We start from the raw sequence: 21,847 nt of genomic DNA, 5'->3' as shown, positions 1-21,847 counted from the left end.
CGCGAATCACCTGACAATAAACCCTCGCCGAATCGCCGTGAAGGCTGGCGGCGCGCAAAAATAAAGCCGGGCGAAAAGTCAATCGCCCGGCATCAATATCTGGTAGCAATTTTAGCTTTGGTTAATAGCGGTAGTGTTCCGGCTTGAACGGTCCCTGCTGAGTCACGCCGATATAGGCGGCCTGCTCACCGGACAACTCGGTCAGGCGGGCGCCAAGCTTGTCGAGATGCAAGCGCGCGACCTTTTCATCGAGATGCTTGGGCAGGACATAGACCTGGTTCGCGTACTGGCCGGGCTTGGTGTAGAGCTCGATCTGGGCCAGCACCTGGTTGGTGAACGAGGCCGACATGACGAAGCTCGGATGACCGGTGGCGTTGCCGAGATTGAGCAGCCGGCCTTCCGACAGCAGGATCATCCGCTTGCCGTCGGGGAAGGTGATCATGTCGACCTGCGGCTTGACGTTGGTCCATTTGAGGTTGCGCAGCGAGGCCACCTGGATCTCATTGTCGAAGTGACCGATGTTGCCGACGATGACCATGTCCTTCATCGAGCGCATGTGGTCGAGGGTGACGACGTCCTTGTTGCCGGTGGTGGTGATGACGATGTCGGCGGTGGGTGCCGCATCTTCCAGCGTGACGACTTCAAAACCGTCCATCGCCGCCTGCAGGGCGCAGATCGGGTCGACCTCGGTGACCTTGACGCGGGCGCCGGCGCCCTTGAGCGAGGCCGACGAGCCCTTGCCGACGTCGCCGTAGCCGCAGACAACCGCGACCTTGCCGGCCATCATGGTGTCGGTGCCACGACGGATGCCGTCTACCAGCGATTCCTTGCAGCCATATTTGTTGTCGAACTTCGACTTAGTGACCGAGTCGTTGACGTTGATGGCGGGGAAGGGCAGCAGGCCCTTCTTCTGCAACTGGTAAAGCCGGTTGACGCCAGTGGTCGTCTCTTCGGTGACGCCGCGGATCGCTGCCTTCTGCTTGGTGAAGAAGCCAGGCGAAGCCTTCAGGCGCTTCTTCACCTGGGCATAGAAGTATTCCTCTTCCTCGCTCTGCGGGTTGGACAGCACGTCCTCGCCGGCCTCGGCGCGGGCGCCGATCAGGATGTACATGGTGGCGTCGCCGCCATCATCGAGGATCATGTTGGAGGTGCCGCCGTCGGTCCACTGGAAGATCTTGTCGGTGTAGTCCCAATACTCCTCGAGCGACTCGCCCTTGACGGCGAACACCGGGATACCCGCCTCGGCGATGGCCGCGGCCGCATGGTCCTGGGTCGAGAAGATGTTGCAGGAAGCCCAGCGGATATCGGCGCCGAGCGCCTTCAGCGTCTCGATCAGCACCGCCGTCTGGATGGTCATGTGCAGCGAGCCGGTGATGCGCGCGCCCTTGAGCGGCTTCTTGTCGCCAAACTCCTCGCGGCTGGCCATCAGGCCCGGCATTTCGGTTTCGGCGATCTCGATTTCCTTGCGGCCCCAGCCGGCAAGCGAGATGTCGGCGACCATATAGTCCTTGCTACCCGTCATGGCAGTGCTCCGATGCGAATTATTCTTGCTGCGAATTGGTTGCGGATGCGCCCACGCCAGTCGGCGCGTCTAAGGGCGCGAATTGCCGGTCTGACTAGCAGATCGGGGCTCAGACGACAATGGGATATAAAGAAATCTTTATCCCTGCATGTCCATCGGACATGCTATGGCGATGTAGAGGATCAGCTTTCCTCGCCGAAGCGGGATGCCACCAATTGCTCCAGCGCGTCGATGACCTGCAGCGCCTGCGGCCCGCTGGCGGTGACACGGATCGAGTAGCCCGGGCTTGCCGCCAGCATCATCAGGCCCATGATCGAGGTGCCGCCGACCTTGACGCCGTCCTTCTCGACATGCACCGAAGCGTCGAAGCCGCTCGCCAGTTGGACGAATTTCGCCGAGGCGCGCGCGTGCAGGCCGCGCTGGTTGATGATGGGAAAATCCCGGACGATCTGATCTTCTTCCGGGGACAGCGCGTTCATTTGCTGCTCAAAAGCTGGCTGGCGACGTTGATGTATTTGCGGCCGGCCGCCTGCGCCTCATCAAGTGCGGCCGCCATGTTGTCGCCCTTGCGGATCGAGGAGAGCTTGATCAGCATCGGCAGGTTCATGCCGGCTATCACCTCGGTGCGGCCGGACTCCATTACCGAAATGGCAAGGTTGGAGGGGGTGCCGCCGAACATGTCGGTCAGCACGATGACGCCCGTTCCGGTGTCGACACGGGCGACGGCGTCGACGATGTCGCGACGACGCTGCTCCATATCGTCATCGGCGCCGATCGCCACGGTTTCGAAATTGTCTTGTGGCCCGACGACATGTTCCACGGCATGTCGGAACTCGGCGGCCAGTTGACCGTGCGTTACAAGCACGAGTCCGATCATTCTTTGGTGGCTCCCGTCATCGCCGCTTCACAGGCGCATATTATGCTCGCCAGCCATTCCAGGCGGCGGGAGCGCTATCTTGTCGACGCGCGGCCGGTTGACAAGCCCCAAATTGCGCGGGCCCATGCCATTTTGACGCATTGCAGCAAGAAATCCCAAGCGGATCATAGAAAAGGCGCGATCGACAGCCGCGCCATCACGGCGGGCAGGGCAGTGGCGGCGTTGCGCTCGGCAAGATCGATACGCGGCACCGGGCAGCCTGCGACCGGCTCGCTTATTTCCTCCTGGAAACGGGCCATGTCTGCCTTTGGCACCAGCCTCACATGCAGGTCGATCACTCCGCCCGGCTCGAACGGCAGCGGGCACGGCATGAACCCAGGTACTTCGGCGAGACCGGCGATGGTCGCCGGCACGCGACAGACCAGCCGCCCGGCGCGGGCTGCGGCAAGCAGCCTGTCGTCGCCAATCAGCCGCGAGAACAGCCCGCGCGCGCGGCAATGGTCCAGGAGTGTCAGCGCCAGCGTCGTCTTGCCGGCTCCGGACGGCCCGGTGATAAGGACGCCGCGCTCTCCGATCAGGATCGCGGTTCCGTGAATGTTTTCTGGCTGCGCAACCGGATCAGGCGCGATCTTATCCGGGATCATGCTTCTGCCGGCAGTGTCACGACGAAGCGTGCGCCCTTGATTTCGCCGGGCTTGGTGCCGGGGATATTTTCGGCGGTCAGGGTGCCGCCATGGGCCTCGACGATCTGCCTGGATATCGACAGGCCAAGACCCGAATTCTGGCCGAACGCCTCGCCTGCGGGCCGGTCGGTGTAGAAACGTTCGAAGATGCGGTCGATATTGTCGGCGCGAATGCCGGGACCATTGTCGTCGACGGTGACGATGTTGAACTTGCCGGCGCGCGCCAGCGACAGGCTGATGTGGCCATGGTCCTCGGGAACGAAGGAGCGGGCGTTCTCGATCAGGTTGGTGATGACCTGGCCGATGCGCAGATCATGACCGACGACCACATAGCCTTTGACGCCCTGCGGCAGCTTGGCGACCTTGAACTCGATCTCGACGGCCTTCTTGTTGCGCGTGGCTTCACGCGAAACGGCAACGAGATCGGTGATGAATTTCTTCAGGTCGACCGTGCCTGCATCTTCGCGCGCCAGTTCGGCATCAAGACGGGAGGCGTCGGAAATATCGGTGATCAGCCGGTCCAGCCGCCTGACATCGTGCTGGATAATATCCATCAACCGGCTGCGCGAATTGTCGTTCTTGGCCAGCGGCAAGGTTTCCACCGCGCTGCGCAGCGAGGTCAGCGGGTTCTTCAATTCGTGCGACACGTCAGCCGCAAAGCTTTCGATCGCCTCGATGCGGGCGTAGAGCGCGTTGGTCATGTCGCGTATGGCGATCGACAGATTGCCGATCTCATCTTGGCGGTCGGAAAAGTCCGGGATTTCCTCGCGGCTCTTGACGCCGCGCCGCACCCGCACGGCCGCCGCCGACAGCCGGCGAAGCGGATTGGCAATGGTGGAAGCGAGCAGCATCGACAGGATGGCGGTGACAAGCGCCGCGATGCCGAACACGCGCAGGATCGCCTTGCGCTCGGCGGCGACGATCTTGTCGATATCGCCGCCTTCGGTCGACAGCATCAGCACGCCGAGGACGGCGCGGAAGCGCTGGATCGGCACCGCCACCGAAACGATCTGCTCGCCCTGTTCCGAGACGCGCACGATGGTCGACGGGCTGCCGGTGAGCGCCTTGACCACTTCCGGGAAAGCGGCGCCATTGCCGCCCGGCTGCTCATGATAGACCGGCAGTTCGGTGTTGCGGAAGAAATCGAAGACGAATTTCTGGATGCGCTCGACCAGATCGGGCTCTTCCTCTTCGACTGGCGGTAGGTCGTAGCGCAGGATCTGGCCGCGCGAATAGAGATGGCGCGAATCGAGCAGCAGATTGGCGTCGCGGTCATAGATGCGGGCGCGCGTCCGGGTCGGCGAGATCAGCCTTCTCAGCACCGGCGCGACACGTTCCGGGTTGATCGGGAAGTCGAGATTGTCGAGCTGGTCGGAGCCCGGCCCGAGGCTTTCCCCGGCCTGCAGCTCGAGCAGCTTTTCCGGGTCGATGCTGATCGAATCCGTCTCGACCGTCGCCGACGCGGCGATGGCACCGGCGATGATCTCGCCCTGGGTCATCAGGCTCTCGACCCGGGCGTCGATCAGCCCGTCACGGAAGGTGTTGAGATAGAGGATGCCGGTGACAAGGACGGCCAGGCCGGCGAGGTTGAGGAAGAGGATACGCCGCGTCAGGCTGGAAAAGATATGATGGCCGAGGAAGCGGCGCATCGGCACCGTGATTTTCGACAGGAATGACGGCATGATACGCGACGGCCGCCTCGCAGCGCCCGCCGGTCTTGCTCGCTGTGCTTCCACTGCCATCGAATAGCAGCTCCCGCCTAGTCTTTGCCTTGATGCATGTCGTTGTCCCAAAACCGGGCCCACTTTTGGGCGACATGCATTACCTTGCTTTGACGCATGTCGTTATCCCAAAACCGGGATCACTTTGGGCGACATGGATCGACTTACGCTTCGCGGAACCGGTATCCGACTCCGTAAAGGGTTTCGATCATCTCGAAGTCGTCGTCGACGGCCTTGAACTTCTTGCGCAGCCGCTTGATGTGGCTGTCGATGGTCCGGTCGTCGACATAGACCTGTTCATCATAGGCCGAATCCATCAGCGCATCACGGCTTTTTACGACACCAGGTCGCTGCGCCAGCGAGTGCAGGATCAGGAACTCGGTGACGGTCAACGTCACCGGCTCGCCCTTCCAGGTGCAGGTGTGGCGCTCCTGGTCCATGACCAGCTGGCCGCGCTCGAGCGACCGGGCCTGCTGGCTGGGCGTCTTTGCCGCGGCCTCGCGGGCACTGGCACGGCGCAGCACGGCGCGCACCCGCTCGACCAGCAGACGCTGCGAGAACGGCTTGCGGATGAAATCGTCGGCGCCCATCTTGAGGCCGAACAATTCGTCGATCTCGTCGTCCTTTGAGGTCAGGAAGATCACCGGAAGGTCGGACTTCTGGCGCATCCGGCGCAGCAGTTCCATGCCATCCATGCGCGGCATCTTGATGTCGAGGATGGCAAGGTTCGGCGGGCGTGCCGCCAGCCCTTCCAGCGCAGACGCACCATCCGTGTAGGTCTCGACGCGGTACCCCTCGGATTCGAGGGCGATCGACACCGATGTCAGAATGTTGCGGTCGTCATCGACAAGCGCGATTGTTGCCATTTCAAGCGGCTCCCTCATGAGCTGTCCCTTCTTTCGTAGAGAAGGGGCTTTTGCAGGACAAATTAGGTACAAAATGTGGCATAGGCCTTGTCCGCTGTCACGCGCGGCTTGCCGGCGGCCACAATCCTACCCCGATATGGATTGGACGAACGAACACTGCCAATCCTTTGGGCAACCACCAAAGTTTTCGCACATATAAACGATTTAAACAACTTTCAAAATTTTTAAATCGATTAATGATTTGATATCATTTGGCTTTTCTGGTTCTGACGATCTCAGCCTGCTTGTGGGCATGCCGGAATATACGCCGGCAAAGACGCGGAAAACGAAGAGGGACACTTGATGTCGGAAGTCGGAAAACGCAATTCTGCCTGTGCGATCGATCATATCGGCCTGAAGACCACCGGCGTGGTGCGCTATAATTTCGGCGCGGCAGCCCTTTACGAGGAATCGATCCGGCGCGGCGAGGCCCGGCTCACCGCACATGGCGCACTGGTCGCCGAGACCGGCCAGCACACCGGTCGGTCGCCCAAGGACAAATTCGTCGTGCGCGACGGCGCCACCGAGCCGCATATCTGGTGGGACAACAACAAGGCGATCTCGCCGGCCCAGTTCGACCTTCTGCTTGCCGATTTCCGCGCGCATGCCGCGGACAAGGATCTCTACGTGCAGGATCTGGTCGGCGGCGCCGACGCAGGGCTGAAACTGCCGACCCGGGTGGTTACCGAACTCGCCTGGCACTCGCTGTTCATCCGCAATCTGCTCATCCGCCCGGATGCCGCCGAGCTTGATCATTTCGTGCCCGAGATGACCATCATCGACCTGCCGTCGTTCCGTGCCGATCCCGCCCGCCACGGCAGCCGTACCGAAACGGTGATCGCTGTCGACCTGACGCGCAAGATCGTGCTGATCGGCGGCACCTCCTATGCCGGCGAGATGAAGAAGTCGGTGTTCACCATGCTCAACTATCTGTTGCCGGCGAAAGGCGTGATGCCGATGCATTGCTCGGCCAATGAGGGTGCGAGCGGCGACGCCGCCGTCTTCTTCGGCCTGTCGGGGACCGGCAAGACGACGCTGTCGGCCGATCCGTCGCGCACGCTGATCGGCGACGACGAGCATGGCTGGGGACCGCACGGCATCTTCAATTTCGAAGGCGGCTGCTACGCCAAGACGATCAAGCTGTCGGCGGAAGCCGAGCCTGAAATCTTCGCCACCACGCAGCGCTTCGGAACGGTGCTGGAAAATGTCGTGCTCGACGCCGACGGCGTGCCGGATTTCAACGACGGAAGGCTCACCGAAAACACGCGCTGCGCCTATCCGCTGGATTTCATCCCCAATGCCAGCAAGACGGGACGCGCCAATCATCCGAAAAACATCATCATGCTGACCGCAGATGCCTTCGGCGTGATGCCACCGATCGCCCGGCTGACCCCGGCGCAGGCGATGTATCATTTTCTGTCCGGCTACACCGCCAAGGTGGCCGGAACCGAAAAGGGCGTGACCGAACCCGAAGCGACGTTTTCGACCTGCTTCGGCGCGCCGTTCATGCCGCGCCATCCCTCGGAATACGGCAATTTGCTGCGCGAACTGATCGCCCACCACGACGCCGACTGCTGGCTGGTCAACACCGGCTGGACCGGCGGCGCCTACGGTACCGGCAAGCGGATGCCGATCAAGGCAACGCGGGCATTGCTTGCGGCTGCACTCGACGGCTCGCTGAAGGCGGCCGAGTTCCGCACCGACCCTCATTTCGGTTTCGAGGTGCCGGTGGCGGTTCGCGGCGTCGACAGCGCCATTCTCGACCCGCGGTCGACCTGGGCCGACAAGGCTGGTTACGACCGGCAGGCGACAAGGCTGGTCGGCATGTTCGCCGTCAACTTCGAGAAATTCGAAAGCCATGTCGACGCCGTAGTGCTGGGTGCCGCGCCACGCATGCAGGAAGCGGCGGAGTAATCACGTCATTGGGCTGAACTCAGCCTGTCGTTGAAAGGCCCGGTTTCGATCGGGCCTTTTCTTTTTCGATCCGCCGCGCCATGACTGCGGCATGGCGAGCGACGACGACATCATCATTGCCGACGATGCGGTGATCCATCCGGGCGACCTGCACGAGGACTTCATCCGCTCGTCCGGTCCGGGCGGCCAGAACGTCAACAAAGTGGCGACGGCGGTACAGCTGCGCTTCGACGCGGCCAACGCAGCAGGCCTTTCGGAGCGCGTGCGCGAGCGGACGATCAAGCTTGCCGGCCAGCGTGCCACCAAGGACGGCGTCATCGTCATCGAGGCAAGCCGCTTCCGCACGCAGGAACAGAACCGGGCGGACGCACGGGCAAGACTCACGGCGCTGGTCGCCAAGGCCGCCGAGCCGCCACCGCCGCCACGCAAGAAGACGCGGCCGTCGAAGGGCGCGGTGGAGCGGCGGCTGAAGAGCAAGGCCGGACGCGGCACGATCAAGAAACTGCGCGGCCGGGTCGGCGACGACTAAGCCGTCGGAAGCGTCTGGAGATACGGTTTTCGGGTCGCTGACGGTGACCCGTCATGGCATCATGTTTTCGCACGACCAATGTGATTGAGCCTCATGCTCGTCCTGCCCAAAGGCGTCCGCCACATGCCGGCCTATCTGTCTCGCACCATGCAGGAAACGCTGGTCGAGGCGGTGAGAGGCATCGTGCAGCAGGCGCCGCTGTTCGTGCCGGCGATGCCACGCACCGGCAAGGAGATGAGCGTGCGGATGACCAATTGCGGTCCGCTCGGCTGGGTCACCGACAAGGAGCATGGCTATCGCTACCAGCCGACGCATCCGGTGACCGGATTGCCGTGGCCGTCAATTCCGGACGGGCTGCTCGAGCTGTGGCGGCAGGTGTCGGGCTACCCACGTCCGCCGGAAGCGTGCCTGGTCAATTTCTATACCCCGGAGGCCAAAATGGGCCTGCATCAGGACCGCGACGAGGCCGATTTTTCGGCACCGGTGGTTTCCGTTTCGCTGGGCGACGATTGCCTGTTCAGGGTCGGCCAGACGACGCGTGAGGGCGGCACGAAGTCGTTCCGGCTGAAAAGCGGCGACGTCGTGGTGCTCGGCGGCGAAGGACGCCTCAGCTTTCACGGCGTCGACCGCATCTACCCCTCGACCTCGGCACTCCTGAAGAATGGCGGCCGCATCAATCTAACGCTGCGGCGGGTGACGAAACCAACTCCCGCTGGGAGGAACGAAGTTTCGGGAGATTGAGGCGCTGGGCGCCGTCATCACAGCTTCCTGAGCGCCACTTCCTCGATCAGGTGATCGGCGCCCTTGCGCAGGATGAGGTCGGCGCGAGCCCGCGTCGGCAGGATGTTCTCACGCAAATTCTTCAGATTGATGTTGGTCCAAAGGCCTTCGGCGATGGCGCGGGCCGAATCCTCCGAGAGCTGCGAATAGCGGTGAAAGAAGGAATCCGGGTTGCGAAAGGCGGTCTCGCGCAGCCGCATGAAACGGGCGGTGTACCATTGATGGATCAGCTTCTCGTCGGCATCGATATAGATGGCGAAGTCGAAGAAGTCCGACAGGAAGGGCACGATCTTGCCGTCCTGCGGCAGCTTGCCGGGCTGCAGGACATTGATGCCTTCGAAGATCAGGATGTCGGGGCGGTCGATGGTGACGAACTCGCCGGGAATGACGTCATAGGTCAGGTGCGAATAGACGGGCGCCCGGACATTGCGCTGCGCCGACTTGATGCCCGAGAGGAAGCGCAACAGTGCCCCGACATCGTAGCTGTCGGGGAAACCCTTGCGCTCCATCAGGTTTTCGCGGCGCAGCACCTCGTTGGGCAGCAGGAAGCCGTCGGTGGTGATGAGATCGACCTTGGGGCTCGACGGCCAGCGCGCCAGCAACTCCTTCAACACGCGCGCGGTGGTCGATTTGCCGACCGCGACGGAGCCGGCAATCCCGATGATGAACGGCGTCTTTTCCACGTCGACCGCGTTGAAGAAGGCCTGGCGCTGCCTGAACAGCAATTGGCTGGCCTCGACATGCGCAGATAAGAGCCGCGACAGCGAGAGGTAGATGCGCTTGACCTCTTCGAGGTCGACCGGGTCGTTGAGCGAGCGCAGGCGGCGGAATTCATCCTCGCTCAGCGTCAGCGGCGTGTCGGCGCGGAATTGCGACCATTGCTCGGCGGAGAAGAAACGAAAGGGAGAATATTTCTCGGTCGGCGCGAGCTGATCCATCGAGATACCTGCCCTCCCTCACGGTCAGCCCTTGGGCCGTGACGCCTTCTCGGCAATGCCCGAACGACCGGTGCGGTCTTCGAGTTCCCTGAGCACGTCGCTCAACGGAACCCCTGAGATGCCGAGAACGACGAGCCAATGATATATAAGATCGGCACTTTCCGAAACGAGAGCCTGTTTGTCGCCCTTGACGGCGGCAATCACCGTCTCGACCGCCTCTTCGCCGAGCTTCTGCGCCGCCTTGTCGATGCCGCGTGCGAACAGCTTTGCCGTCCAAGACTCCGGGTCACCGGAATGGGCGCGTTCCCTGACGATTTTTTCCAGATCGGAGAGCGAAAACTCGGTCATGGCGCCTAGAGCCTTTTCTTAGCCGGAAAGCCTCTAGGGCCGATCCGCGGGCGAGTCCAGCCGCATCGGCAGCCCGGCCTGGGCCATATGCGCCTTGGCCTGCCCTATCGTGTAGGTGCCGAAATGGAAGATAGAGGCGGCCAGCACCGCGCCGGCATGACCGTCGCGGATGCCTTCGACCATGTGATCGAGCGTGCCGACCCCGCCGGAAGCGATGACCGGCGCGCGCACCGCATCCGCAATCGCGCGGGTCAGTGCGATGTCGTAGCCAGCCTTGGTGCCATCCCGGTCCATCGAGGTCAGCAGGATCTCGCCGGCGCCGCGATCGACCATCAGCCGAGCGAATTCGACCGCATCGATGCCGGTTTTTTCGCGCCCGCCATGGGTGAAGATCTCCCAGCGGTCGGCTTCGCCGGCGCCGGATACTTTCTTGGCGTCGATGGCGACGACGATGCACTGGTTGCCGAACTTGTCGGCGGCCTCGGCGACGAAATCCGGGTTCTTCACCGCCGCCGTGTTGATCGACACCTTGTCGGCGCCGGCCAAAAGCAGCTTCCTGATGTCGGCGACCTGGCGCACGCCACCGCCGACCGTCAGCGGCATGAAGCACTGTTCGGCGGTGCGGGCGACGACGTCGAAGATGGTCTCGCGATTGTCCGATGAAGCCGTTATGTCGAGGAAGCAGAGCTCGTCGGCGCCGGCCGCGTCATAGGCCTTGGCCGCCTCGACCGGATCGCCGGCGTCGATGAGATCGACGAAGTTGACGCCCTTGACGACACGGCCGTTCTTGACGTCGAGGCACGGAATGACACGGGCTTTCAGCATCACCTTCCCTCTATCGTGGCGATGAGATCGTTGAGCAGCTGGCCGACCAGCGGTGGAACATCGCCCTTGGCGTCGAAGGCCGGATCGTAGGCGGAAACGGTGATGCCGACGACCGGCAACGCAAGCGCCATGGTGCAAGCCGCGCCGCGCAGCTGTTCCGGGTTCGGCCCGCCCGAACTGACGTAACGGTTGGCCTGCAGTTCCTCCGGATCGTGCACGTCCAGATCGAGATGCATGTGAATGCGTTTGGCGCCGGCGGCCTTCAGCTTTTCGGTCGCCTGGGCCACTCCAGGACATTCCGTTCGAAGGATCGGCAATGTCTCGAGAAGCTGTTTTTCAGCCGGATCGAGATCGCGTGCGTTGACGAGCACGCAACGTGACGGATCGATCGGCTGGAACCCGGGAATGGCCGCCGCCATCGGGCGCCAGCACAGGCCGAGCACGGTCGCCAGCGCCATGCCGTCGAGAAAGCCATAGACGGATGTCTCGGGCGTGTTGAGATCGCCATGCTGGTCGGCCCAGACGATCGCATCGGCACCTTCGCCAGCGACCGCGCCGGCGCTGGTCAGGCAATTTCCTGAGAGAACAATGGGAAAGCGGCCGCTGTCGCGAGCAAGGCGAACCATGGCCGCGACCGCGTTGCAGACGGCAAAGCCGGTGGCGATCTCGCGCTCCTGGACGTCGCCTACCCTGCCTATGTCTTCGACGACAACGTCATGACCGGCTATGGTCAGGGCTTCGACCAGCCCGCCGGATATCAACGCGTCGGGACCCTGGCCCATGCCGCCATGATAGTGGCCGCTGTCATAGGACGCCAGGATGATGGAGATCTTCACCGCTGCGTCTCCACCGCCGGCCTGCCTTGCAGGATCGCCAGCGCCTCCGCCGGATCGATGCGGCCGTCATAGAGCGCCCGGCCGGAGATCGCGCCTTCGAGCTTTTGCGCATCGGGCATGGTCATACGCACGATGTCGGCGATCGAGGCGAGGCCGCCGGACGCAATGACGGGAATGGACACGGCGTCGGCGAGGTCGATGGTGGCATCCCAGTTGATGCCGGTCAGCACGCCGTCGCGGTCGATGTCGGTGTAGATGATGGCGGAAACGCCGGCACCTTCGAATTTCTTCGCCAGTTCGATAACACCGAGGCTCGATGCCTCGGCCCAGCCCTCGACGGCGACCTTGCCGCCCTTGGCGTCAATGCCGACGGCCACCTTGCCAGGAAAAGCCTTGCAGGCCTGCTTGACCAGATCGGGATCGCGCACCGCCACCGTGCCGAGGATGACACGGGCGAGCCCGCGGTCGAGCCAGTCTTCGATCTGCTCCAGCGTGCGGATGCCACCGCCGAGCTGGACCGGGTTCTTGGTCGCCTTGAGGATGGCTCCGACCGCCGCGCTGTTGACGCTCTGGCCCTTGAAGGCGCCATTGAGGTCGACGACATGCAGCCATTCGAAGCCCTGTTGCTCGAAGGCTTTTGCCTGGGCGGCCGGGTCGTCGTTGTAGATGGTCGCGGTCGCCATGTCGCCGTGCTTCAGGCGCACGCACTGGCCGTCCTTGAGATCGATGGCTGGAAACAGGATCAATTTTCAGGCGCCTTCAACGATGACGAAATGGCCGGTCGAGGCGGCGAGCCGGAACTTCGAGGCGTGCTGATATTCCGGCGAATGATAGCATTCGACCGCCTTGTCGTAGGATTCGAACTCGACCAGCACATGACGGTTGCCGGTCGGTCCTTCGGGATTCTCGTAGCGACCGGCCCGCACCGGGAATTTCGCGCCGTATTTCGCAAAGGCCACCGCATTCGCCTCGATGTACTGCTTGTACATTTCGGGATCGCGAACATCGATCATAGCCATCCAATAGCCCTTCTTGCTCATGATTCTTCAGGGCCTCCAGCGTAGGAAATTGGTGATCAGCGCCAGGCCCAGCGCCTGGCTCTTTTCGGGATGGAACTGCGTGCCGACGAGATTGTCGCGGGCGACGGTGGCCGTCACCGGGCCGCCATAGTCGGCGACCGCCAGAACCTCGTCGGACTTCCGCGCATCCAGATGGTAGGAATGCACGAAATACGCATGCAGTCCGCTGTTTCCGGTCGGAATGCCCGCAAACAGGGGGTGTTGACGCTTGAGTTCGATCGTGTTCCAGCCGATCTGTGGGATCTTCAGCGCCGGATCGGCCGGCATGATCTGCTTGACGTCGCCGGCGATCCAACCAAAGCCGTGGGTCACGGTCTTTTCCAGGCCGCGCTGCGACATCAGCTGCATGCCGACGCAGATGCCAAGGAAAGGCCGGCCCTTGAGGATCGCGACTTCCTCGACCGCTTCCCACATGCCGGCGACGGCGCGCAAGCCGGCCGCGCAGTCGGCATAGGCACCGACACCGGGCAGGACGATGCGGTCGGCGGTGCGGACCCGTTCGGCGTCGGCGGTCAGGTCGATTTCAGCCGATATGCCGGCTTCACCCGCGGCGCGCTCGAAGGCCTTGGTGGCCGAGCGCAGATTGCCCGAGCCGTAGTCGATGATCGCAACCCGCATGTCAGGGTCTTCCCGGAATGTGAGTCAGCCCCAGCGCCATGCCCGGCTGCGCCGGGCGCGCCAAGGCGGCATCCGGGACCATGCGCGGCGCCGGCACGGCTTGATCCGAAAATGCTTCCGCCTCCAACGCGTAGCGCCCGTCGGCATCGTCGAGCCGACCGGCCTCGACCACGCCCCATTCATGCCAGCCGCGGCGGCGAAGTGCCGCGATGCGCAGCCCTTGCCCCTCCAACCCGACATAGAGCGAAACCAGCAGCGACAGCAACGAACCGGTCAGGCCGAGGCCGAGCTTTTCGCCAAGCAATGAAAGCAGGGCCGCGACGACGAAGGCGAGCGCGGCTTCGATCCACAGCCGATGCCAGGCAAACCAGAGCGGCGGCACCAGGAATCCGATCCAGGTGAAGCCGTCGCGGACAAAGGCCGTTGCGTCGGCCTTCTCGCTGCGGCCGGGCGGTTCCATCACGACATAGATGGCCATGACCTTATCCCTTCAACGATCCCTTGGTGGAAGGAACCGCGTCAGGCTGGCGCGGGTCGCGTTCGAGCGCTGTGCGCAGCGCACGTGCCACCGCCTTGAAGCAGGTCTCGGCGATGTGGTGGTTGTTGGCGCCATAGTGGTTGGTGACGTGCAGCGTGATGCCGGCATTCTGTGCCAGCGCCTGGAAGAATTCACGCACAAGTTCGGTGTCGAACGTGCCTATCTTCGGCGACGAGAAGGAAACGTTCCAGACCAGGAACGGCCTGCCGGACACGTCGATCGCCGCGCGCGTCAGCGTCTCGTCCATGGCAAGGTCGATCGAGGCATAGCGCATGATGCCGCGCCGCTCGCCGAGTGCTTTGGCCAGCGCCTGGCCGAGCGCGATGCCGGTGTCCTCGACGGTGTGGTGGTCGTCGATATGCAGATCGCCCTTGGCCCTGACCGTCATGTCGATCAAGGAATGGCGCGACAGCTGATCCAGCATATGGTCGAAGAAACCGACGCCCGTCGAAATGTCTGACTTGCCCGAGCCGTCGACATGGACCGATACAGCGATATCGGTTTCCTTGGTCTTGCGGCTTGCTTCGGCGGAACGGGGCGACATGATCTTGTCCTTGTCCCAGGGTTTGATGCGTTCCAAGCCTTCGCCAGCTTGAAAACGAAAGCCTTCTAGCAGCATGATCCGGCGATTGCCAGTTGCCATCCGGGTCGCTATCGAGCCGTTTGCAATCACCGGGCCCATGCATACATATGGCCGATCAAGTCACTCGTACCGCGCCAATCGCCTTTTGGGATGGCGCGAATCGGAGCCAGGAAATGTCTGATAATCTGACCATGCACGCCACGACCATCGTGACGGTGCGCAAGGGCAACAAGGTGGTGATTGCCGGCGACGGCCAGGTCAGCCTTGGCCAGACCATCATGAAGGGCAACGCCAAGAAAGTGCGCCGCATTGGCAAGGGCGGCAATGTGATTGCCGGTTTCGCCGGCGCTACCGCCGATGCCTTCACGCTGCTGGAGCGGCTGGAAGCCAAGCTCGAACAATATCCCGACCAGCTGACGCGCGCCTGTGTCGAGCTCGCCAAGGACTGGCGTACCGACCGCTACCTGCGCCGGCTGGAAGCAATGATGCTGGTTGCCGACAAGTCGACCTCACTGGCGCTGACCGGCACCGGCGACGTGCTCGAACCCGAATATGGCGTCATGGCCATCGGCTCCGGCGGCAACTACGCGCTGGCCGCCGCACGCGCGCTGATGGACACCGACAAGGACGCGGAGGAGATCGCCCGCAAGGCGATGCAGATCGCGTCCGACATCTGCGTGTACACCAACAACAACTTCGTCGTCGAAACGCTCGATGCCGGTTGATCCGGCCATCCTTTATGATTTTCGGCCGGTGACCGAGAAGGACCTGCCGATGATCGCCGGCTGGCTCGCCGAGCCGCATGTCGCGCAGTGGTGGGACGACCCCGAGACGGAAATCGCCGAGATTCGCGACCATATCGACAGCATTTCCGTCGAGCCGCTGATCGTCGAACTCGACGGCAAGCCGATCGCCTACCTGCAGAGCTACGACCCGCATCTGGAAGACGACCACCCCTATGCCGACCAGCCGTTCGGCACACTCGGCATCGACCTGTCGATCGGCCTGCCGGAGCTGATCGGCCTCGGCCACGGCTCGGCGATCGTGCGGCAATTCGTCGAGCAGCTGTTCGAGGAAGGCGTGCCGCGCGTCATCATCGACCCGCATCCTAACAATGCACCAGCGATCCGCGCTTATGAGAAAGCCGGCTTTGTCGCCTTTGACACCCGGACAACGGAATACGGGCCAGCCCTGATGATGGCGCGCGAAGCACCACAGGAGGCCGGTTGATCAGCGCTGAAACACTCGACAAGGCAGTCGCAGCAGGTCTGATCTCGCAAATCACGCGGGATCAGCTGGAGGTCATGGAACGCGCCGTCGCTCTCACCCCCGAGGGCAGGCGCGCCGATGACGATGGTGACGAGGAAAACCTGCGGCTGGTCGGCGGCGGCAACGATCTGTTCGTCACCGTGGGAACAGTCCTGCTCAGCGCCGGCTTCTTCTTTGTCCTCACCACCTTGCTTCCAGGCCAGACATTCTGGATCGCTGGCATCCTCGCGGTTTTCGCCTGGGGGCTCGCCGAAATTGTCACGCGTCAGCACCGGATGAAATTATCGTCGTCCGTGCTTGCGCTGATTTTCATGACCGCCATTCTGGTCGCTCTGGCGCTACAAGTGGAGGCCAGCTTCGGCATACGCAAGCCGGAGACTATCTGGCAGCTATTGGCGTTGCGCCAGACGGCGTCCCGGGCCGGATATCTGTTCCTGGGCGGAGGAATAATCGCGGCGGCGATCTATTTCTGGCGCTTTCGCGTCCCCATCATTGCCGGGGCTATCGCCATCGCGTTCACACTGCTTGCCTTCCTGCAAACGGCGATAATCCTCTATGACAGTGTGACAACGGGCGCGATTGCGCCGCCGCGCCTTGAGGATGTTCCCGAATTGCTCCGAGCGGCACTTTACATGCCGCTGATCTGCGGCCTGATCGTGTTCGCAACGGGTGTAGCTTTTGACATTTACGATAGGGATCGACGCAAGATCTGGTCCGATTGCGCTTTCTGGCTGCATGTCGTCTCGGCGCCCATGCTGGTGCATCCGCTCTTTATCATGGCAACCGGCCAGAACGTCGTATTCGGACATATCGCACCTGACGCCAATGCAACCATTATGCTGACGATCCTGATCCTTGGCTTCCTCTATGTCGCGCATAGACCGCCGTTCGCTTCTGGTTCCTACGTTGGCTTACTTCGGCTCGCTGGGCATCTATTATCTGGTGAATTCCGCCTCCGATTCGACGGGCGTCCCGCCTTTTGCCTTGATCCTGGTCGTTGTCGGCGCGCTGATTATTGTGTTCGGGGCTGGCTGGCAGCGTATCCGGCGGATTGTCGTCAAACCCACCTTGCCTGCGGCCGTGATCCGCCGGCTACCGCCGCTGAAGGCGTGACGGGCTTTGTGATGGTCGAGACGGCGACGCGGAAGAGAGGCAATAGGGCATGAATGCATCGGGCGACGACAACAGCTACTCGGCCTATGAAGACAGCTGGCGAATGGGGCTGCTGCTTGTGCTGGCCCTGCTCATCTTCCAGGCCGGAGCCCTTTACGGCATGGGTCATCCGCCGATCTGCACCTGCGGTTACGTCAAGCTCTGGCACGGCGTGGTGAACAGTTCCGAGAACTCCCAGCACATTTCGGACTGGTACACGTTCTCGCACATCATCCACGGCTTCCTGTTCTATACGCTGGCGCGGTTCCTGTTTCCGCGTTCGCCGATCGGCTTGAGGCTGGCATTCGCGGTCCTCATCGAAGGCGGCTGGGAGTTGCTGGAAAACAGCCCGTTCATCATCGAGCGCTACCGCGCCGGCACGATCTCGCTCAACTATTACGGCGACAGCATCATCAATTCGGTGTCCGACACACTGGCCATGGTGCTTGGATTTGTGATGGCGCGAAGGCTACCTATATGGGTGATCGTCAACCTCGCCATCATCTTTGAACTCGGTACCGGCTATCTCATCCGGGACAATCTGACACTCAACGTGATCATGCTGCTGCATCCGTTCGAGGCCATCAAGCAGTGGCAAAGTGGAATTTAGTGATATGAGCACATTCTCCCCCCGCGAAATCGTTTCGGAACTCGACCGCTTCATCATCGGCCAGAAGGACGCCAAGCGCGCCGTGGCCATCGCCCTGCGCAACCGCTGGCGCCGCCAGCAGTTGGAAGGCCAGATGCGCGAAGAGGTGATGCCGAAGAACATCCTGATGATCGGGCCGACGGGCGTCGGCAAGACCGAGATTTCACGTCGCCTTGCGCGCCTTGCCGGGGCGCCTTTCGTCAAGGTCGAGGCAACCAAGTTCACCGAAGTCGGCTATGTCGGCCGCGATGTCGAACAGATCATCCGCGACCTGGTCGAGATCGCCATCGGCCTGGTGCGCGAGAAGATGCGCGAGGACGTCAAGGCACGCGCCCACATCAACGCCGAGGAACGCGTGCTGGAGGCGCTGGTCGGCAAGACGGCGAGCCCGGCGACGCGCGACAGCTTCCGCAAGAAGCTGCGCGACGGCGAACTCGACGACAAGGAGATCGAGATCGAAGTAGCCGACACCGGCAATGGCGGCATGCCCGGCTTCGAGATTCCCGGCATGCCGGGCGCCAATATCGGCGTGCTGAACATCAACGACATGCTGTCGAAGGCGATGGGCGGCAAGAAGACCAAGACGCGCAAGACGACGGTCAAGGAATCCTACGCGCTGCTGGTCGGCGACGAGTCCGACAAGCTGCTCGACCAGGAGGAGGTGGTGCGCCGGGCGCTGGACGCGACGGAGAATGACGGCATCGTCTTCCTCGACGAGATCGACAAGATCGCGTCGCGTGAAGGTGGTATGGGCGCCGGCGTTTCCCGCGAAGGCGTGCAGCGCGACCTGCTGCCGCTGATCGAAGGCACCACGGTGGCGACCAAATATGGGCCGTTGAAGACCGACCACATCCTGTTCATCGCCTCCGGGGCGTTCCATGTCTCGAAGCCGTCGGACCTGTTGCCGGAATTGCAGGGCCGCTTGCCGATCCGCGTCGAATTGCGGGCGCTGGAGAAGGACGATTTCGTCCGCATCCTGACCGAGACCGAAGCCAGCCTGATCAAGCAGTATATCGCCCTGATGAAGACCGAAGGCGTCGACCTGACCTTCACCGACGACGCCATCGATTCGCTGGCCGGCATCGCCGTCGACCTCAATGCCAGCGTTGAGAATATCGGTGCAAGGCGGCTGCAGACAGTGATGGAGCGGGTGCTGGACGAGATCTCCTATGACGCGCCCGACCGCAACGGTACTGCGGTCACCATCGACGCCGCCTATGTGGAAAAGCATGTCGGCGACCTCTCCAGAAACACAGATTTGTCGCGATTCATCCTTTAAAGGACGGCGCCGGGTCACTCCGGCGCCGGCTTCTTCAAAGTGAAGCATCATGCTTTCCAAGAATCGATACCGATTTTTGGGCCGATGCATTGCAACACAGTCCGGCAAACAGAATCATGTGTGGCCAGATGGCACCATCTGGCCACCTTTCGTCTTGCCGCCGGATGGGGCGCTCTCGACTCGAGAGAGAGCACTACCTAGTTTGCGCGGCAACATCTGCAGGCGGCGGCGCATGAAAAAACTGATCCTGGGCATTCTCGGCTTGACGCTGGCTGCGACGCTGTTCGCCGCCGATGCGGCGACATTGGTGCCGCCAGGAAACCGCAACGCCGAGCAGCCGGATATTCCCGGCGCTTCGAGCCGGCGCACGCAGGCCACCAACACCACCTTCCAGGCGAAGTATCGCAAGGTCTACGCCTTGCTGAAGAACGACGCCGATCTGCGCGGCAAGATCAAGAAGGCCGCCGCGGCCTACGGCATTGATCCCCTGCACATTGTCGGCGCCATCGTCGGCGAGCACACCTACAATGTCGACGCCTACGACCGGCTGCAGACCTACTACGTCAAGGCGATTTCCTATCTCTCCAGCAAGCTGACCTTCGCCTATGACGGCGAGGACATCACCGATTTCGTGCAGCGGCCGGAATTCAAGAAATGCGCTGGGGTTCCGGACAGCTATGATCTGTGGGAATGCCGCGAGCAGGTGTGGAACCATTCGTTTCGCGGCAAAAGCGTCGGTGGCGAGAGTTTCCCGGACGACCGTTTCGGCGCCACCTTCTTCCAGCCCTACTATGCCGGCCAGACCTTCGGCCTCGGCCAGCTCAACCCGCTGACGGCCTTGCAGATGAGCGATCTCGTGCACAAGGTTTCGGGCTTGCCGAAGCTCGACGTCGCCGATCCCAACTCGGTCTACAAGACCATCATGGATCCCGACCTGACGCTGCCTTACGTCGCGGCGACGATCCGGAAATCGATCGACGCCTACAAGAACATTGCCGGCTTCGACATTTCGGGAAATCCGGGGCTCACGGCCACGCTCTACAATGTCGGCAATCCGGAGCAGCGCGCCGAAGCGCTGAAGGCGGAGAATGACAGGCGCCGCGCCGCCGGCGAGCCTGAAAAGCTGCCCGAGGAGAATTATTACGGCTGGCTGGTCAACGACAAGCTGCCGGAGCTGAAGGCGCTTTTCTAAGGTGCGGTTTCAGGCTTTTGAGCCGGAACCGACGTCCTGCACCGAAGCTTCCGCTACGCCGCCAGCAACGACTTCAGCTTGATGGCCTGCGAGCTGAGGGCTTCCGGCGCCGGTTTCGCCCGTTTGCCGATCAGCATTTCGGCGAGCCTGATGTCGCGGGCGACCGCATTGCCGGGACCGATGCCGCTGGCCGCCACCAGCCTGCCGTCTTCGCCCAGATGGAAGAGGATAAAGGCGCCGTCGCCGAGATCGCGGCGCACGACGCTGCGGCCTTCGTCGGAAAGCCCCGCGATCTGCAGGGACAGACCATATTGATCCGACCAGAACCACGGCACCGCCGCATGCGCCTCGCCGGCACCCAGCATGTTCCTTGCCGCCAGAGCGCCCTGTTCCTGGGCATTGCGCCAGGCTTCCAGCCGCACGCGGCGGCCACCATAGACGGCGAGCGGAAACGAACAGCAATCGCCGGCGGCAAAGATGTCGGGATCGCTGCTGCGTAGCTCGGCATCGACGGCGATGCCGTTGTCGATCGTCAGGCCTGCTTCGGCGGCCAGCCCGGTCACCGGCACGGCGCCGATGCCGATAACGGCGAGATCGGCTGATATCTCCCGTCCGCCGGCAAGCGTCACGCGAACCTCTTGGCCGTCGTCGACGATGGATGCGATGCCGTTGCCGCACAGAATGTCGACGCCCTCGGCGACATGTGCAGCATGGATGATTTCGGCGATCTCGGCCGGCACGCCGCGCATTAGGATGCGCGGTTGCGCCTCGATGACGGTGACCGTAGCGCCGAGCTTGCGGGCCGCGGCGGCGAGTTCGAGGCCGATGAAGCCGCCGCCGACAATGGCGATACGCTTGCCGGGGCTGAGATGGGCGCGAATGGCCAGCGCATCGGCGAAGGTGCGGAGATAGACGCAGCGCGAACCCAATCCCGGCATCGGCAGCTTGCGCGGGGTCGAACCTGTGGCGAGCAGCAGCTTGTCGTAAGGCAGGGCCGAACCGTCCGACAGACGCACAATATGCGCCGCAGGGTCGATCGCAACGGCCTGGACGGAATGGATATGGTGGATCGATTTTTCAGCCAGCAACTCATCACTGGCAATCGCCTTGATTTCGGGCGCCTCGCTGGCCATCGCCTCCTTGGACAGAGGCGGGCGCTCGTAGGGCAGATGCGGTTCGTCGCCGACCAGTGTCACCGGACCGTCATAGCCGAGATCGCGCAACGCCAAGGCTGCCCGCCCGCCGCATTCGCCGGCCCCGATGATGACCATCCCTCGTGTCATACCAGTTATCCGATCTGGATGAGGACTTTGCCGGCGTCGACCTTGACCGGATAGGTCCTGAGATTGACGCATACCGGCGCGCCGCGGGCGTCCCCCGTCTTGTAGTTGAAACGGCCATTGTGCTTGGGGCATTCGATGATGTCGTCCATCACCAGGCCGTCGGCGAGATGCACCTTTTCGTGGGTGCATAGACCGTCGGTGGCGAAATAGTCATCGTCCGGGCTGCGATAGATGGCGAAGGTGCGGCCGCCATGATCGAAGCGCATCACATCCTCTTCATCGATATCACCTGCGGCACAGGCCTCGACCCAGTCGCTCATTCAGTCC

At 62.5% G+C, this 21,847-nt stretch carries 26 protein-coding genes; 9 read left to right on the top strand and 17 right to left on the bottom strand.

The window, feature by feature from the left end; all coding sequences use genetic code 11:
- Window positions 1-121 precede the first annotated feature (121 nt).
- The 6 genes from ahcY to AC1DYW_RS03175 form a co-directional block, all read right to left on the bottom strand.
- Window positions 122-1,522, bottom strand: coding sequence for an adenosylhomocysteinase (ahcY, locus tag AC1DYW_RS03200; protein WP_477225090.1), 1,401 nt, complete (start codon window positions 1,520-1,522; stop codon window positions 122-124).
- 182 nt (window positions 1,523-1,704) lie between these two features.
- Window positions 1,705-2,001: an HPr family phosphocarrier protein gene (locus tag AC1DYW_RS03195; protein WP_095083198.1), complete on the bottom strand. Its 297-nt coding sequence runs from the start codon at window positions 1,999-2,001 to the stop codon at window positions 1,705-1,707.
- Complete coding sequence (locus tag AC1DYW_RS03190) at window positions 1,998-2,399, bottom strand: PTS sugar transporter subunit IIA (protein ID WP_056589309.1); 402 nt, start codon at window positions 2,397-2,399, stop codon at window positions 1,998-2,000. Before AC1DYW_RS03190 ends, AC1DYW_RS03195 begins: the two co-directional genes overlap by 4 nt.
- A 164-nt stretch (window positions 2,400-2,563) precedes the next feature.
- Entirely contained in the window at window positions 2,564-3,043 is a 480-nt protein-coding gene (locus tag AC1DYW_RS03185) for an HPr kinase/phosphorylase (RefSeq protein WP_477225089.1), read from the bottom strand.
- Window positions 3,040-4,824, bottom strand: coding sequence for a stimulus-sensing domain-containing protein (locus tag AC1DYW_RS03180; RefSeq protein ID WP_477225088.1), 1,785 nt, complete (start codon window positions 4,822-4,824; stop codon window positions 3,040-3,042). The genes AC1DYW_RS03185 and AC1DYW_RS03180 overlap by 4 nt, the downstream gene beginning before the upstream one ends.
- Before the next feature lie 143 nt (window positions 4,825-4,967).
- A complete protein-coding gene (locus AC1DYW_RS03175) occupies window positions 4,968-5,669 on the bottom strand; it encodes a response regulator transcription factor (protein WP_013528337.1) in 702 nt (233 codons plus the stop codon).
- 342 nt (window positions 5,670-6,011) lie between these two features.
- On the opposite strand from AC1DYW_RS03175, the gene AC1DYW_RS03170 reads away from it, so the two are divergent.
- From AC1DYW_RS03170 to AC1DYW_RS03160, 3 genes are all read left to right on the top strand, one after another.
- Window positions 6,012-7,622, top strand: a complete 1,611-nt coding sequence (locus AC1DYW_RS03170; RefSeq protein WP_477225087.1) for a phosphoenolpyruvate carboxykinase — start codon at window positions 6,012-6,014, stop codon at window positions 7,620-7,622.
- Window positions 7,623-7,713: 91 nt separating this feature from the next.
- Window positions 7,714-8,151 (top strand): alternative ribosome rescue aminoacyl-tRNA hydrolase ArfB, encoded by a 438-nt coding sequence (arfB, locus tag AC1DYW_RS03165; protein ID WP_457150070.1) that lies wholly within the window; start codon window positions 7,714-7,716, stop codon window positions 8,149-8,151.
- 93 nt (window positions 8,152-8,244) lie between these two features.
- A complete protein-coding gene (locus AC1DYW_RS03160; protein ID WP_477225568.1) occupies window positions 8,245-8,892 on the top strand; it encodes an alpha-ketoglutarate-dependent dioxygenase AlkB family protein in 648 nt (215 codons plus the stop codon).
- Between the two features lie 17 nt (window positions 8,893-8,909).
- Here AC1DYW_RS03160 and coaA read toward each other — a convergent pair whose 3' ends face one another.
- From coaA to hisB, 9 genes are read right to left on the bottom strand one after another with little or no spacing between them, the layout of a single operon-like run.
- A complete protein-coding gene (gene coaA, locus AC1DYW_RS03155) occupies window positions 8,910-9,869 on the bottom strand; it encodes a type I pantothenate kinase (RefSeq protein WP_095083214.1) in 960 nt (319 codons plus the stop codon).
- A 24-nt stretch (window positions 9,870-9,893) separates the two neighbouring features.
- A complete protein-coding gene (locus AC1DYW_RS03150) occupies window positions 9,894-10,217 on the bottom strand; it encodes a phosphoribosyl-ATP diphosphatase (RefSeq protein ID WP_477225086.1) in 324 nt (107 codons plus the stop codon).
- A 33-nt stretch (window positions 10,218-10,250) separates the two neighbouring features.
- Window positions 10,251-11,042: an imidazole glycerol phosphate synthase subunit HisF gene (hisF, locus tag AC1DYW_RS03145; RefSeq protein WP_095083224.1), complete on the bottom strand. Its 792-nt coding sequence runs from the start codon at window positions 11,040-11,042 to the stop codon at window positions 10,251-10,253.
- Window positions 11,042-11,878 carry an arginase family protein gene (locus AC1DYW_RS03140; RefSeq protein WP_477225085.1) on the bottom strand — a complete coding sequence of 279 codons (837 nt, stop codon included), beginning with the start codon at window positions 11,876-11,878 and terminating at the stop codon, window positions 11,042-11,044. Before AC1DYW_RS03140 ends, hisF begins: the two co-directional genes overlap by 1 nt.
- Window positions 11,875-12,624 (bottom strand): 1-(5-phosphoribosyl)-5-[(5-phosphoribosylamino)methylideneamino]imidazole-4-carboxamide isomerase, encoded by a 750-nt coding sequence (gene hisA, locus AC1DYW_RS03135; protein ID WP_477225084.1) that lies wholly within the window; start codon window positions 12,622-12,624, stop codon window positions 11,875-11,877. The genes AC1DYW_RS03140 and hisA overlap by 4 nt, the downstream gene beginning before the upstream one ends.
- Before the next feature lie 3 nt (window positions 12,625-12,627).
- Window positions 12,628-12,918 (bottom strand): DUF1330 domain-containing protein, encoded by a 291-nt coding sequence (locus tag AC1DYW_RS03130; protein WP_457150065.1) that lies wholly within the window; start codon window positions 12,916-12,918, stop codon window positions 12,628-12,630.
- 6 nt (window positions 12,919-12,924) lie between these two features.
- Complete coding sequence (gene hisH / locus AC1DYW_RS03125; protein WP_477225083.1) at window positions 12,925-13,575, bottom strand: imidazole glycerol phosphate synthase subunit HisH; 651 nt, start codon at window positions 13,573-13,575, stop codon at window positions 12,925-12,927.
- A gap of 1 nt (window position 13,576) precedes the next feature.
- The gene (locus AC1DYW_RS03120) at window positions 13,577-14,053 is read right to left on the bottom strand and encodes a DUF2628 domain-containing protein (protein ID WP_477225082.1); all 477 of its coding nucleotides are present in this window, start codon (window positions 14,051-14,053) and stop codon (window positions 13,577-13,579) included.
- Between the two features lie 4 nt (window positions 14,054-14,057).
- Complete coding sequence (gene hisB / locus AC1DYW_RS03115; protein WP_352879363.1) at window positions 14,058-14,657, bottom strand: imidazoleglycerol-phosphate dehydratase HisB; 600 nt, start codon at window positions 14,655-14,657, stop codon at window positions 14,058-14,060.
- A gap of 212 nt (window positions 14,658-14,869) precedes the next feature.
- Here hisB and hslV point away from each other — a divergent pair, with 212 nt between their 5' ends.
- The 6 genes from hslV (at window position 14,870) to AC1DYW_RS03085 (ending at window position 20,237) form a co-directional block, all read left to right on the top strand.
- A complete protein-coding gene (gene hslV, locus AC1DYW_RS03110) occupies window positions 14,870-15,421 on the top strand; it encodes an ATP-dependent protease subunit HslV (RefSeq protein WP_095084319.1) in 552 nt (183 codons plus the stop codon).
- On the top strand, window positions 15,411-15,926 hold the full coding sequence (locus AC1DYW_RS03105; RefSeq protein ID WP_457150062.1) for a GNAT family N-acetyltransferase: 516 nt from the start codon (window positions 15,411-15,413) through the stop codon (window positions 15,924-15,926). The genes hslV and AC1DYW_RS03105 overlap by 11 nt, the downstream gene beginning before the upstream one ends.
- Window positions 15,923-17,131: a hypothetical protein gene (locus tag AC1DYW_RS03100; RefSeq protein ID WP_477225081.1), complete on the top strand. Its 1,209-nt coding sequence runs from the start codon at window positions 15,923-15,925 to the stop codon at window positions 17,129-17,131. Before AC1DYW_RS03105 ends, AC1DYW_RS03100 begins: the two co-directional genes overlap by 4 nt.
- Window positions 17,128-17,727 carry a DUF2585 domain-containing protein gene (locus AC1DYW_RS03095; RefSeq protein ID WP_477225080.1) on the top strand — a complete coding sequence of 200 codons (600 nt, stop codon included), beginning with the start codon at window positions 17,128-17,130 and terminating at the stop codon, window positions 17,725-17,727. Before AC1DYW_RS03100 ends, AC1DYW_RS03095 begins: the two co-directional genes overlap by 4 nt.
- A 4-nt stretch (window positions 17,728-17,731) precedes the next feature.
- On the top strand, window positions 17,732-19,045 hold the full coding sequence (gene hslU / locus AC1DYW_RS03090) for an ATP-dependent protease ATPase subunit HslU (protein WP_095083240.1): 1,314 nt from the start codon (window positions 17,732-17,734) through the stop codon (window positions 19,043-19,045).
- A 232-nt stretch (window positions 19,046-19,277) separates the two neighbouring features.
- Window positions 19,278-20,237 carry a DUF1402 family protein gene (locus AC1DYW_RS03085; RefSeq protein WP_477225079.1) on the top strand — a complete coding sequence of 320 codons (960 nt, stop codon included), beginning with the start codon at window positions 19,278-19,280 and terminating at the stop codon, window positions 20,235-20,237.
- Between the two features lie 53 nt (window positions 20,238-20,290).
- Here the strand turns inward: AC1DYW_RS03085 and AC1DYW_RS03080 are convergent, their stop codons facing one another.
- Together AC1DYW_RS03080 and AC1DYW_RS03075 are read right to left on the bottom strand one after the other, a co-directional pair.
- Window positions 20,291-21,520: an NAD(P)/FAD-dependent oxidoreductase gene (locus AC1DYW_RS03080; protein WP_477225078.1), complete on the bottom strand. Its 1,230-nt coding sequence runs from the start codon at window positions 21,518-21,520 to the stop codon at window positions 20,291-20,293.
- A 5-nt stretch (window positions 21,521-21,525) separates the two neighbouring features.
- Entirely contained in the window at window positions 21,526-21,840 is a 315-nt protein-coding gene (locus AC1DYW_RS03075) for a MocE family 2Fe-2S type ferredoxin (RefSeq protein ID WP_095083246.1), read from the bottom strand.
- Window positions 21,841-21,847: the final 7 nt, after the last annotated feature.

The organism is Mesorhizobium sp. P2_D5, assembly GCF_056404355.1.
The sequence above is the reverse complement of the archived record's forward strand: the minus strand, read 5'-3'. Positions and strand labels throughout refer to the sequence as shown.